At 63.8% G+C, this 13,333-nt stretch carries 12 protein-coding genes; 4 read left to right on the forward strand and 8 right to left on the reverse strand.

Going from position 1 to position 13,333, the window contains the following annotated elements:
* Positions 1-267 (forward strand): PIN domain-containing protein (locus tag BM275_RS16210; protein ID WP_244153884.1); only part of this gene is annotated, 267 nt, incomplete at its 5' end.
* A 95-nt stretch (positions 268-362) separates the two neighbouring features.
* Positions 363-980: an HAD family hydrolase gene (locus BM275_RS16215; protein WP_019407037.1), complete on the forward strand. Its 618-nt coding sequence runs from the start codon at positions 363-365 to the stop codon at positions 978-980.
* 620 nt (positions 981-1,600) lie between these two features.
* On the opposite strand, the gene BM275_RS16220 is transcribed toward BM275_RS16215, so the two are convergent.
* Positions 1,601-2,056, reverse strand: a complete 456-nt coding sequence (locus BM275_RS16220) for an NUDIX hydrolase (RefSeq protein ID WP_023446199.1) — start codon at positions 2,054-2,056, stop codon at positions 1,601-1,603.
* 223 nt (positions 2,057-2,279) lie between these two features.
* On the opposite strand from BM275_RS16220, the gene BM275_RS16225 reads away from it, so the two are divergent.
* Positions 2,280-2,894, forward strand: a complete 615-nt coding sequence (locus BM275_RS16225) for a LysE family translocator (RefSeq protein WP_041016060.1) — start codon at positions 2,280-2,282, stop codon at positions 2,892-2,894.
* Positions 2,895-3,085: 191 nt separating this feature from the next.
* Here BM275_RS16225 and malK read toward each other — a convergent pair whose 3' ends face one another.
* The 3 genes from malK to BM275_RS16240 form a co-directional block, all read right to left on the reverse strand.
* Entirely contained in the window at positions 3,086-4,201 is a 1,116-nt protein-coding gene (gene malK / locus BM275_RS16230; protein ID WP_042923988.1) for a maltose/maltodextrin ABC transporter ATP-binding protein MalK, read from the reverse strand.
* Positions 4,202-4,283: 82 nt separating this feature from the next.
* Positions 4,284-5,912, reverse strand: a complete 1,629-nt coding sequence (locus BM275_RS16235; protein ID WP_023446202.1) for an alpha-glucosidase — start codon at positions 5,910-5,912, stop codon at positions 4,284-4,286.
* 144 nt (positions 5,913-6,056) lie between these two features.
* Positions 6,057-6,605, reverse strand: coding sequence for a sugar O-acetyltransferase (locus BM275_RS16240; RefSeq protein WP_090522319.1), 549 nt, complete (start codon positions 6,603-6,605; stop codon positions 6,057-6,059).
* A gap of 175 nt (positions 6,606-6,780) precedes the next feature.
* Here BM275_RS16240 and BM275_RS16245 point away from each other — a divergent pair, with 175 nt between their 5' ends.
* The gene (locus BM275_RS16245) at positions 6,781-7,404 is read left to right on the forward strand and encodes a glutathione S-transferase family protein (protein ID WP_090522321.1); all 624 of its coding nucleotides are present in this window, start codon (positions 6,781-6,783) and stop codon (positions 7,402-7,404) included.
* Between the two features lie 46 nt (positions 7,405-7,450).
* Here BM275_RS16245 and BM275_RS16250 read toward each other — a convergent pair whose 3' ends face one another.
* From BM275_RS16250 to malF, 4 genes are all read right to left on the reverse strand, one after another.
* A complete protein-coding gene (locus tag BM275_RS16250) occupies positions 7,451-7,879 on the reverse strand; it encodes a hypothetical protein (RefSeq protein ID WP_090522323.1) in 429 nt (142 codons plus the stop codon).
* A 136-nt stretch (positions 7,880-8,015) separates the two neighbouring features.
* Positions 8,016-10,763, reverse strand: coding sequence for an HTH-type transcriptional regulator MalT (gene malT, locus BM275_RS16255; protein ID WP_090522325.1), 2,748 nt, complete (start codon positions 10,761-10,763; stop codon positions 8,016-8,018).
* Between the two features lie 99 nt (positions 10,764-10,862).
* Positions 10,863-11,753 (reverse strand): maltose ABC transporter permease MalG, encoded by an 891-nt coding sequence (gene malG, locus BM275_RS16260; RefSeq protein WP_090522327.1) that lies wholly within the window; start codon positions 11,751-11,753, stop codon positions 10,863-10,865.
* A gap of 10 nt (positions 11,754-11,763) precedes the next feature.
* Entirely contained in the window at positions 11,764-13,329 is a 1,566-nt protein-coding gene (gene malF / locus BM275_RS16265; RefSeq protein WP_208607481.1) for a maltose ABC transporter permease MalF, read from the reverse strand.
* Positions 13,330-13,333 lie beyond the last annotated feature (4 nt).

Below are 13,333 nucleotides of genomic sequence, written 5' to 3' on the forward strand. Positions count from 1 at the left end.
CTCGGGGCTGTGGAGATGATCGAGGATCGCGCCAATGAGCTGTTCATCAGCGCCGCTAGCATCTGGGAAATCGGCCAAAACGCGATGGGCAAAGCAAGCTTTCAGTTCGATTCAGGAGTACTAAGAAGGTCTCTTCTGGACGGCGACTACAAGGAGCTGTCCGTGACCAGCCGACACGCCATTACGGCTGCGGCCTCGCCTCTCCTTCACAGCGCCCATTTGATCGGATGCTCATCGGACAAGCAGCTTCGGAAGGCTTCATCCTAGTAACCAATAATCATGCTACAGCGAAGTATTCGGGGCCAATCAAGCACGTCGGTTGAATGCGCCAGCCTTCATACCCTGTCGTAACGGGATGTCTAATGACCATACAAGCCGTCATTTTTGATGCTTTCGGGACACTGATAAAGATTCAAGATGGGTCGCATCCGTACCGACAGTTGATGAAGATCGGAAAGGCGCATGGGCGGCGCCCCCGCCCGGACGACGCGTCTTTCCTGATGAAATCTGCGATAACGTTGACGCAAGCCGCAGCGCATTTGGGGATCACTGCAAGCCCTGAACAATTGAGCACTCTGGAAACTGTCCTGGCAGAAGAGATCGCAGCCGTTGAGGCATATCCTGACGGGCTCGAAGCGGTGAAACTGCTCCAAGAGCAAGGCATTCGAATCGGTGTTTGCTCGAATTTGGCTTTCCCGTACCGGCAAGCCGTCCTGCGTTGCTACCCCATGCTAGACGCATATGCGTTTAGCTGTGATTTAGGCGTAATGAAGCCCGAACCCACCATCTACAGTTGGATTTGCGATCAGCTTGGGGCGTCCCCGACCGCATCGTGGATGATCGGTGACTCCCAACGTTGCGACCGAGATGGGCCAACGGCAGTAGGCATCCGAGGCTTTTTTGTTGACCGAAACAGCACCAACGGTGACTGCCCTGAATTGGTTACGTTCGCTCGTAAGGTATTGGCAACCGCGCGTTGAGCGAGCGATGTCAGCCCCATCCATTTTCGCACCTCGCGATTGAAACCTGGAATCACACCAGGCAATCCTGCTCCATGAACCTCGAACCGCAGTCAAAATAAGACCGTAAATTGAGTTGAGGTGATTATGATCGGGTGCCAACGGGAACACCTTAGAAACCCAAGGCGCCTCCCTAGATCATTGGTAACTTCAAACTCAGGAGCGTTTGGCTTCAACGCAGCCTAAACCCAACCGACTGCGGGCAGCTCTACTCGCCAACGCACGCAAAGCCACTCTCACAGATAGGTGAATGCGATGCTTGACAAGGCTCGAAAGGTTCATATACTCGCGCTCACTGTGAGCAATCCAACAAATCAAGGTTTCTTGCATAATGCGCTGAAGCCTTGATTTGGCCGGGATATTGAAGTTTGGGATTCAAATCCCCCCGGCTCCACCAAATACAAAGCCCCGAGAATCTCAAGATTCTCGGGGCTTTTTTTCGTGTATCGGAAAATACTGGAGGCCTCGGCACGCTTCCCCTTGCACGTTCACGCTCTCGTGCAAGGCTTTGGTAGCGACTCGGCCACTCCACTGGGTCACCCCACCGCTAGCCCCGTCCTAGAAGTGAACGCCGATCAGAATCAGCTGCTGCACTGACGATCACTTAAGAGAGCGCCCAGAAGTTCAGGCAGCCACGTGGGCTTGAATAGGGATGCGGCTTGGTCCTGCATTTCGTTCAAGCTCCACCACTTCCATTTCTGAATGGTGCTCTTTTCTTCTTCGGTCCATTCTGCCGCGAACACGCTCGTGTCCGCTGGGCATTCCACGAGGAAGTACTTCTCCAGCCAGCGCGCCGGTGTCGAGCGTGCTACGGCATATACCTCATCTCGTTCTTTGAGCAGCTTTCCGACGTGAAGCGTTAGGCCGGTCTCCTCATACAGCTCCCTTGCTGCTGCATCGGCGTAGCTTTCGCCAGGTTGTAGCTCGCCCCCGGCGGTCGCCCAGAAGGGCGCTTCATGCTCGTCTTTGTACAAGAAAAGTAAAAGGCGTCCATCAGCATCCACGATGAACAATCGAGAGGATTTTCTGACCTGCATTCGTACCTCACTGTGGCTCCGAGCGAATGCGCCATAACCGACGCGAAGCGCCAGACTACCGCGGTTGACTCTCGCGGGGCAGACGGGGTCCAGCGCTCAGGTCTCGAGGCTTTCGCGGCAGCGGCCTTCGACGAACCATGCGATGCGATATGCGCCGGTTGGGGCGGCGCCCGTCCATGCTCTATGCTGGTTCAGTCGATCAGCCCCTTATCAAGGAGCCCAAATGCCCAGCCTCGAATATCTGATTACCTGCCTGGTCGTCGTGCTGATACCCGGCGCGGGGGTGATTTATACGGTTTCGACGGCGCTAATGCACGGCCGTCGCGCCGGTATTCTGGCCGCGACGGCCTGTACGCTCGGGATTCTGCCGCATCTGCTGGCGACCATTCTCGGTGTCGCGGCGATCCTGCATTCCAGTGCGCTGGTCTTCGAGACTCTGCGCTATGCAGGTGCCGCCTACCTGCTCTATCTCGCCTATGCGACCTGGCGTGACCGCTCTGCGCTGGCGGTGGGCGGCGATAGTGAACCACTCAGGGTTCGATCGCTGGTTGCGAAGGCGCTGCTGGTCAATCTGCTGAACCCGAAACTGACCATTTTCTTCCTGGCCTTCCTGCCGCAATTCATCCGGCCGGGCGCAGGTGACGAGCTTGGGCAGCTGCTCGTTCTCAGCGCGACTTTCATGCTGATGACATTCGCCATCTTTACTGTCTACGGCCTGCTGGCGCACGCCTTTCGCAAGGCGGTTATCGAATCGCAGCGCGTTCAGGCCTGGTTGCGCCGCGGCTTCGCGGCATCATTTGCCGGTCTCGGTGTGAACCTGGCCTTGGCCGACAGATGAGCCCCCAGGCCTTTGACGCGACCAAGCAAACGCCACGGCAACGGTTCTAGCTTCACCGATCAGGCGGACCGTGCCTTTCTGTATGACGTCGGCACTGAGCAGCCTGAAGGAGCCGTTTTACCGCAGTCGATCAGGCGCAATTAGAGCTGGCCTAGCTAAACCCTGCCGCCAGTCCAGCGGGGCGGATTCGGTCATCCATAAATCGCCGGCTCGCGATAATGCCGGGTGCAGGCCTCGCCGTTCTCGCGGAACAGGTGGCACTTGTCAGCCTTGAGCCCGGCGGCGAAGGTTTCGCCTTCGGTGACGCGCAGGTTGCCGTCGACGCAGAGGGTGATGACGTCCTGCAGGCGCTCCAGGGTGAGGTAGAGCAGGTTGTACTGGCCCAGCCGTTCGGCCACGGTGATCTGGCCGTGGAAGGTGAAGTCGGCTTCGTCCGGCATGACGAAGTGTTCGGGGCGGATGCCGAGGGTGAGCGGGTCGCCAGCGCTGACGGCGCTGCCATCCACCGGCAGGGTCAGTGGGTAACCGCTGGGCAGTTCCACGGTGACGGCTTCCGGGCTGGCGGAGACGGCGCGCACCTCGACGAAGTTCATCTGCGGCGAGCCGAGGAAGCCGGCAACGAAACGGTTCTGCGGGTAGTGGTACAGGTGCAGCGGTTGGCCGACCTGGGCGATTTCGCCGGCGTTGAGCACGACGATCTTGTCGGCCAGGGTCATGGCTTCGACCTGGTCGTGAGTCACGTAGATCATGGTGGAGCGGATGCGCTGGTGCAGACGGGCGATCTCGATGCGCATCTGCACGCGGAGGAAGGCGTCGAGGTTCGACAGGGGTTCGTCGAACAGGAACACCTTCGGCTCGCGGACCATGGTGCGGCCGATGGCGACGCGCTGGCGCTGGCCACCGGAAAGGTCCTTGGGTTTGCGTTCGAGCAGTTTGTCGAGCTGCAGGATTTCCGCGACCGCTTCCACGCGACGGGCGATCTCGCGCTTATCGACGCTGGCAAGCTTGAGGCCAAAGGCCATGTTCTCGGCCACGGTCATGTGCGGATAGAGGGCGTAGGACTGGAAGACCATGCCAACTGAACGATCCTTGGGCGGCAGGTCGTTGACCCGCTGGTCACCGATCAGCAGATCGCCCGAGGTGATGTCCTCCAGCCCGGCGATCAGTCGCAGCAGGGTGGATTTGCCGCAACCGGATGGACCGACGAAGACGACGAACTCACCGTCCTCGATTTCCAGGTCGATATGCCGGGTGATCGGCGTACCGTCGTAACTCTTGCAGATGTCGCGCAGCGTGACACTGGCCATCGTTGTTGTTCTCCGTTGGATGCCGCCAAGCTCTCGTTATCTGGTGCAGCGGAGGGCCAACCCCGCCGCTGCCGGATCTCGCTCAACCCTCGAGACGCACGTAGCCGAAACCATGGGCCGGCAGGCGCGCCCATTGCCCATCGTATTCGGCGAAGCTCGCCGGCACGTCCACCAGCGGCACCGCCTGGGCCGGCAGCTCGTAGCTGCGCGGCAGATCGCCGAGGTTGAACAGGCACAGCCAGACCTCCCCCCCGAGCCGGCGCTCGAACACCAGCAAGGCGTCGTCATGGTAGACCATGCGGATGTCACCCTCGATCAGCAGACGCTGCTCGCGCCGCCAGCCGAGGAAGCGCCGGTAGCAGTTGAGCATCGAGTGCGGATCGGCTTCCTGCGCCGCCACGGAAAGCGAACGGTGCGAGTCGTCCACCGGCAACCACGGCTGGCTACCGGTAAAGCCGGCATGATGCGCCTCGCTCTGCCACGGCATCGGCGTGCGGCAGCCGTCGCGGCCCTTGAATTCCGGCCAGAAGGTAATGCCGTACGGATCGACCAGATCCTCGTAGCGCAGTTCCGCTTCCGGCAGGCCCAGCTCCTCGCCCTGATAGAGGCAGACACTGCCGCGCAGGGACAACAGCAATGCCATCAGCAGCCGGCCGCGCTCCGGGTCGGGCCGGCCATTGAGGGCCCAGCGCGTCATCACCCGCACCACATCGTGGTTGCCCATGGACCAGCACGACCAGCCGTCCGCCAGTTCGCGCTCGATGCCCTCGACGGTATGCCGGATATAGGCCGGGCTGCACTGTTCGGTCAGCAGGTCGAAGGAGTAGGCCATGTGCAGGGTGTCGCCGCCGCTGGTGTAGGCGGCCATGGTGCGCAAGGATTCGTCGCAGCCGATCTCGGCCACCGAGGAGGCGCCGGGATAGCGCTGCAGCAGGGCACGCAGACGGCGAAGGAATTCCAGATTCTCCGGCCGCGTCTTGTCGTAGATGTGGCGCTGGTAGGCGTAGGGGTTGTCGATGCGCACGCCGATGCTGCCCTCGCGGATCTCGGTGTTCGGCGGGTTGTCGCGCAGTTCGGCGTCGTGGAAGTAGAAGTTCGCAGCATCCAGGCGGAAACCGTCCACGCCCAGTTTGAGCCAGAACTCCATGTCGTCGAGCACCTGATCCTGCACGGCCGGACAATGGAAGTTCAGGTCCGGTTGGCTGGAGAGGAAGTTGTGCAGGTAGTACTGCCGGCGCCGGCTGTCCCAGCTCCAGGCCGGACCGCCGAACACCGACAGCCAGTTGTTCGGCACGGTGCCGTCCGGCTTGGGATCGGCCCAGACGTACCAGTCGGCCTTGTCGTTGTCGCGGCTGGAACGGCTTTCGACGAACCACTGATGCTGGTCGGAAGAATGGTTGAGCACCTGGTCGATCAGCACGCGCATGCCGCGTTCGTGGCAGGCCTCGACCAACCGGACGAAGTCGTCCAGCGTGCCGAACAGCGGATCGACGCCGCGATAGTCGGCCACGTCGTAGCCGAAATCCTTCATCGGCGAGGTGAAGAAAGGCGATAGCCAGATGGCGTCGACGTTGAGGCTGGCGATGTAGTCCAGCTTGTGCAGCACGCCGGGCAGGTCGCCCACGCCGTCGCCGTTGCTGTCGAAGAAACTACGTGGGTAGACCTGATAGATCACCCCGCCGCGCCACCAATTCTGAAGTTGCTCGGACATGCCACGTTACCTATGAGTGACCAGTGAAGATGGAGCCACTCTAGGTGCGGCTTCCCGTCGCAACATCCTCCGGCGGCGGGCTCTTGCAGGCGTAAGGGCCGGGCGTAGACGGCCCGCTGGCCGAGGGCGTAGACAGCGAGCCGGTCAACGCACCCGCGCCGGGTTGCCGACCACCGTGGCGCTGGCCGGCACGTCACGGGTCACCACACTGCCGGCGCCGATCACCGCATCGTCACCGACCGTCACGCCGGGGAGAATGATCGCTCCGCCGCCAATCCAGACATTCTTGCCAATACGGATCGGCCGGCCGAACTCGACGCCCGAGCGGCGTGCTTCAGGGTCACGCGGGTGATCGGCGGTGTAGAGCTGCACCGCAGGACCAATCTGCGCACCGGCGCCGATATGCACCGCGACCACATCGAGAATCACGCAGTTGAAGTTGAGGAAGGCGCCCTCGCCCAGGTGGATGTTGTAGCCGTAGTCGCAATGGAACGGCTGGCGGATCACCGCGCCGGCACCGACCGCGGCCAGCCTCTCGGCCAGCAGCGCCCGACGCTCGTCCGGCGAGGCCGCCAGCGCTGCGTTGTAGCGCACCATCCAGGCCTTGGCCGCGGCCTGATCGGCGAGAATCTCCGGGTCACCGGGGTAGTACAGCTCGCCGGCCAGCATCTTCTGTTTCTCGCTCATCGCCATGGCAATGCCTCCATCTCTGAAGGCCCGAGGGTGCCACAGCCTGGCGCTGCGCTCCTCCTCCCCCGCCCGGCGGCGAGCGAGCGATGCGATGGACGGTTCTGCCCGGCGCCTTCGCATCCACCGGCGGGCTCGACTAGGGTTGATGCACTGCCCAATTGCCTCTGGAGCACTGCCTGTGAAACTGATCGGTCGCTACATGTCGCCTTTCGTCCGCCGCGTCGGCGTCAGCTTGCATCTGTTGGACATACCATTCACCAACGAACCGCTCAGCGTCCTGACGGATAGTCTGAAGATTCGCGAATACTCGCCGCTGGGTCGCTTGCCGGCGCTGGTGCTGGACGATGGCCAGGTGCTGATCGACAGCAACGCCATCCTCGATTATTTCGATCAGCAGGCTGGCGCCGAGCGCGCACTGCTGCCGCTGTCCGGCCCCCAGCGCAGCGAGGCGATGAACCTGCTGGCATTCGCCGTCGGTGCCTGCGAGAAAACCGTGGCGGCCTACTACGAACGCGATCGTCGGCCGGAAGGGCTGGTCTGGGACGACTGGTACCGCCATTGCGAGGATCAGGCGCGCGGCGCACTGGCATTGCTGGATGCGCGCCAGGCCGAGCGCGGCGAGCGGCCCTTGCTGGGCGAGCGCATGAGCCAGGTGGATATCAGCGCGGTGGTCGCCTACGACTACGCCCGCCTCACCCTGCCCGACACGCTGGCGCCGGACGGCGCCTTTCCGCATCTGGCCTCAGCGTCGCAGCGCGCCAACGCCCTGCCCGCCTTCGCCCAGACGCAGTGGAAGGGCTGAGCGGCGCCCCGCAGTCCGCGCGCTAACGGCGCGTTGCCCGCGGAGCTCAGCGCGGCGCGCGAACCTGGGCTACCACCTCGTCCAGTGTCGGGTTGGCCTTGCCCATGCCATTGAAGAACACGGCGGGAATGCCACCGTTTAGCACCGCGACGGTGCGCTGCAGCTTGGCCTGCTGCTCGGCGTTGGGGTTGTTCGTCTCGGTAGTGAAATGACTGGAGCGTTGCACCGCGATGCCCATACGGGACAGCCCGGCCGCCAGCTCGTCGGCCCGCCGCGCTTCATCAGAAGGGCAGTTGACCGGTGCGAAAACCATCACCACACCCGGGCGTGCACCACCGGGCATCGCCACCGAGATGAACCCCGAGGGGCTACTTGTCGTGCCTGCCTGGAGCAGCATCTCCTGCTGATGCCCGCTCCACAGCTTGTAGCCAAGACCCAGGACGGCGGCGATAAACAGCACGCGGGTCAGGCTCATGGGCGGCCTCCGTCGTGCTGTACTGCGCCCGGCGCGCGCCGGGCGGTTCGCTGAACTGTCGTCATCATCCGCCACATCCCTGTTGTGCTGTACGGCCCGCGAGCATAGCCGGTCGCCTCGGCGGCGGCGAGCGGCGCTAGTCGCCCTGAATCTTGCTCAGCAGGTCGCGCGCCAGCTGCACCGCTTCGCTGCGGTGGGTGATGTTGAGCTTCTGGTAGAGGCTGCGGATGTGCGTCTTGATGGTGGTGGGCGCGACGTTCAGGTGATCGGCGATCTGCTCGTTGGACTGCCCGGCGTGGATCAGGCTCAGCACCTGCCATTCGCGCCGGGTCAGCGGTGAGCGGCGGATCAGCTCCGGCACGTCGGGGCGATTGATGATGTCCTGGATCACCGCCTCGTCGAGGGTGATGCGGATGGCGCGGCTGAAGTCGCGCTGCTGCTGCGCCAGCTGGATCAGCCGCGTGGCGCGCTGGGCTTCCGGTTCGTCGAGGGTGCGCTCGTGCAGCAGGCACTTGAGCATGCCGATGATCGGCTTGCCGACCCGCAGGAAGCTGCCGACTGCGCCGCTGCCGCTGGCCAGGATCATGGCCCGTTGCAGGTGATCCAGCGCCTGCTGGCGTTCTTCACGCAGCCAGTGCAGCTGCGCCAGAAGGATGTGGTTGCGGTTGCGATCCATCACCAGGCCGTGGCGCTCGGCATCGGTCAGCAGCTGGCGCAGGATCGGCAGCGCACTGTCCAGCTGCCCCAGCGCCACGTGAGCACGGGCATGGTTGCGCGCGTTGAGCTGGGAGAAGTGGTTGGCGCCGGCGCTGACCGGCGGCGCGCTGATCAGCCATTGGCGAATCGCCTCACGATCCTGGCTGGAATCCCAGTAGGCGAGCATCACCGCATGGGCATTGGCCAACCAGTCGATGTGGTAGCGGTCGTCGGCAAGCATCGTCTGCATCTGGCTGATGTAGTCGGCACAGGCGTTCTGCTGGCCGCGGGCGTAGGCGACGCCGGCCAGCAGTGCGTGGCTCTGCAGGCGCCAGCGCTGGTCGCCAAGCTCGTCGAGAATCTGGATGCCCTGCAGCGCGCACTGCTCGGCGGCATCCAGCTGGTGCCATTCCAGCAGCACCTGGCCGCGCACCCGGTAGATGAACTCGACGATCGGCGTGGCCTGCAGGTTCTGCTGTTCAATGTACTGGATGGCCCGTTCCTGCAGGGTGTAGGCCTTCTGCAGATGGCCCTGGGCGATGGCGATCTCCGACAGCTGGCCGAGGCTCCAGACCACCAGATGCGAGGCGTTGATCTCACGGGCGCGGCGTTCGGCTTCCTCGTACTGCTTCTGCGCCTGCGGCAGTGCACCCTGGACGAAATGCACCTCGGCCAGCCCGGACATCGCCGCCACCCGCGAGGTGCGCATGATCAGCGGCTCGCAGGTCAGCGCCTCCTGGGCCAGGGCGATGGCGCGCTGCTCGTCGCCCTGGTTCATCGCCACCTGCGCGCGCACTGCGTTGAACTCGCAGACGATGCGCGCCCAGTCCTGCTCCGAGCAGCTGCGCTGCAGGGCCAGCTCGGCGGCCTTGAACCAGCGCTCGACGTGATCGAACTGGTAGGAGTTCTGTGACACCCAGGCCTGCAGGAGCGTGAGCAGCGGCGAGCCGGCGATCACCGGCTCCGGCAGGGTTTCCAGGCATTGCTGCAGCAACCCGAGACGCCCCTGACGATAGAAGGCACGCCCGTGGCGCTGCAGGATTTCCGCGACCTGCTGCGGGTCGCCAGCCTGCACCGCGTGCCGCGCGGCTTCCTCGGGCATGCCCTCGGCCAGCAACGCCTCGGCGGCGCGCAGATGCAACTGGTTGACCCGCTGCGGCTGGTGGGTGCGCAGCTCGCCCTGCAGGAACACGGCGAACAACGGGTGATAGCTGTACCAGCGACGCAGGCTGTCCAGCGGCTGGATGAACAGGCCGCCGCGTTCGAGCCGTTCGAGCATCTCGCGGCCGTGGCAGGCTTCGGTCAGGCGGTCGGCCAGCGCCGCATCGAAGCGGTCGAGCAGGCAGGTCGCCTCGAGAAAACCGCGCAGGTCTTGCGGCAGGCCGTCGATCACCTGTTCGCGCATGTAGTCGCGGATATCCGGGTGGCCGAGCAGCAGGTTTTCCAGGAACAGGTCCATGCCACGGCTGGTCTGCACTTCCTGCAGCGCCAGCTGCAATGCGCAGGGCCAACCACCGATGCGGCGGTTGAGCCGCTCGACCTGCTCGCGGTTGATGCTCACCGGCACGCCCAACTCCAGCAAGGCCTGTACCTCATCGTCCTCGAAGGCCAGTTGGCGGGCATCGAGCAACAGCAGCTGATGCTTGACCCGCAGCTCGGCCACGCCCAGCTCCGGCAGCCGGCGGCTGCACACCAGCAGGGTCATCCAGCTCGGCATATGCCGCAGGAAGAAACGCAGCCCGGCGATCAGCTCACGCTCGTGCAGCACTTCAAATTCATCGAGCACGATCAGGATCGCCTCGTGCTCGCCCGGCAGTTCGGCCAGCAGTTGAGTGAACAGCGCATCCAGCGAGACCTGGCCCTGCTCGGCGAGTGCCGCGGATAGCGGGCAACCGGCATCGAGCTGGCGGTCCAGCGCCTGGGTCAGGTAGCGGCCGAACTGCAGCGCCAGGTTGTCGCTGGCATGCAGCTGCAGCCAGGCGACGCGGCCATCGAAGGCCCGCGCCCACTGCGCTGCCAGGGTGGTCTTGCCGAAGCCGCTGGCGGCGTGCAGCACCGCCAGGCGTACCTGCGGCAGGCGCAGCTGCCACTCGTCCAGTCGCGGGCGTTCGAGCAGGCCCGGCGGCAGCATGGGGATCGCCAGCTTGGTGGGGATCAGCGGCAGCAAGGCTGGCATTGAGGCATTCATGGACGGCTCCCTGTTCTCGTTATTGTTCTCGTCGTGGCCTGGCGCACCGGCTCGCATGGCGTCCGCTCCCCGGTCTGGCGCCCTGTTTCGCTACATCCTTCAGCCCTTCACGCCGCCCGCGGTAAGACCGCCAACGATCCACTTCTGGCAGTAGAGGAACACCGCGGTGATGGGTATCCCGGAAAGCACCGCCGCCGCGGCGAAATCACCCCACAGGTAGTTTTGCGGGTACAGGTACTGCTGGGCACCCACCGACAGAGTGAGTTTGTCCACGTCCATCAGCAGCACCGAGGCGATCGGGTACTCGGTGACGCTGGTGATGAAGGCGAGGATGAACACCACCGCCAGGATCGGTACGCTCATCGGCAGCAGGATATGGAAGAACGCCTGCCAGGTGGTCGCGCCATCGACGATGGCGGCCTCCTCCAGCGAGGCATCGATGCTCTCGAAATAGCCCTTGATGGTCCAGATGTGCAGTGCCATGCCGCCCAGCGAGGCGACGATCACCGCGCCGTGGCTGTTCACCCCGAGCCAGCTGACGTGCTGGCCGAGCTGGTCGAACAGCGCGTAGATGGCCACCAGCGAGAGCACCGGCGGGAACATCTGGAAGATCAGCATGCTCTTCAGGATCGGCGCCTTGCCGCCGAAACGCATGCGCGCGAAAGCGTAGGCGCTGGTGGTCGACAGGAGCAGGATCAGCACCGAGCTGGCCAGGGCGATTTTTACCGAATTCCACAGCCACAACAGCACCGGGAATGGCGGCTGGGTGACGCTGCCGTCGTCATGGGTGTAGGGGATGCCGAGAGCCAGCGACCAGTGCTCCAGGGTCGGATTGTCCGGAAACAGGCTGCCGGTGGCGAAGTTGCCTTCGCGGAAGGAAATCGAGATCACCATCAGCAGCGGAAAGAGGATCACCGCCACGAACGCCAGCAGCGCCGCGTGGGTTGCCCACAGCCGGTAACGGGCGGATCTGGGTTGCACCATGGCCATGTGGGTCTCCTTATACCTTCACTTTCGAGAGTTTGAGGTTGAGCAGCGCCATGGCGCCCACCAGCAGGAAGATCATCGTGGCAATCGCCGCGGCCAGGGCAAAGTCCTGCCCGGAATCCTGGAAGGCGATGCGGTAGGTGTAGCTCACCAGCAGGTCCGTGGTGCCGGCCGGCGTGGTCGCACCGATGATGTCGGGGCCACCGCGGGTCAACAGGGTGATGAGCACGAAGTTGTTGAAGTTGAAGGCGAAGCTTGCGATCAGCAGCGGCATCAGCGGCTTGATCAGCTGCGGCAGGGTGATGCGCAGCAGGTTGTCCAGCGGACTGGCGCCGTCGATGGCCGAAGCCTCGTACTGATCCCGCGGGATGGCCTGCAGGAGACCCATGCACAGCAACAGCATGTAGGGGTAGCCGAGCCAGGTATTGACGATGAGGATCATCGTTCGCGCCAGGGCCGGGTCGCTGAACCAGTCCGGGCGAATGCCGAACAGACTGTCGAGCAGCAGGTTGATCTCGCCGAAGTTCTGGTTGAACAGGCCGCGGAACACCAGAATGGAAATGAATGCCGGCACCGCATACGGCAGGATCAGCATCAGCCGGTAGAACGCCTTGCCGCGCACCAGCTCCCATTGCAGCAGGCTGGCCAGCACCAGACCGACCGCGAGGGTGAAGACCACCGTGAGGCCGGCGAAGGCGAAGGTCCAGGCGAAGATCTGCATGAAAGGTTCGCGGATGCTCGGTTCGGTCAGCACCCGGGAAAAGTTGGCGAAGCCGGTGAACACGGTAAAGCCCGGTGGCACCGCCTTGCCCGTCTCGTCGACATAGAAGCCGCGCTCCATATCGGCGGTCAACCGCGCGCCGCTGCGGGTGTCGACCAGTACGCCGGGGCCATCCTGACGATAGACGGGTTGCACGGCGGCGACTTCACGCAATCCATACAGGCGCAGCAGGCTGCCATCCGGCACCTGCATCACCCATTGCTCCAGGGCCTTGCGCCGCTGAATCACCTCGCGCAACGCCAGCGCATCGCCCAGCCCCTCGACGCTTTCGGCCGGCTGCAGGAGCAGCGGTGATTCGGCGTCAGGCTCGCCGGTCAACGGCGGGCTGACGAACACGCCCTGCTCGCCCTTGTCGATGCGCAGGCGCTCGCCCTCCGGGCTCGGGTGCAGACTGAAGCGGAAGCGCTCGCCGGCGAGGTAGGTCTGGCTCAGGTGATACTGCTCGACCTGGGCCTGACTCAGCAGATTGGTGCCACTGTAGTTGGTGAAGCCAATGCCCACCGTATAGAGCAGTGGAAAGATCACGAAAACCAGCATGCCCGCCACCGACGGGAAGATGTAGCGCTGCGCGTACATGCGCCGGTTGATGAACAGATAGCTGGCGATGCCGGTGACCACCAGCCCGAGCAGAGCGAAGGCCATCTGCTTCTGGACGTAGAGCGCGACCACCAGATACAGCGCGAACGCGTTGAAGGCCAGCCAAAGCAGCCAGCGCAGGCCAGTGGTCAGGGAGCGGGGCAGGCCCCGGGGAGTCGAACGGGTCATGGCAGGGCTGGGCAACTCGGCACGGGCATTCACGGGA

Source organism: Stutzerimonas kunmingensis (assembly GCF_900114065.1).
Classification (GTDB): Bacteria; Pseudomonadota; Gammaproteobacteria; order Pseudomonadales; family Pseudomonadaceae; genus Stutzerimonas; species Stutzerimonas kunmingensis.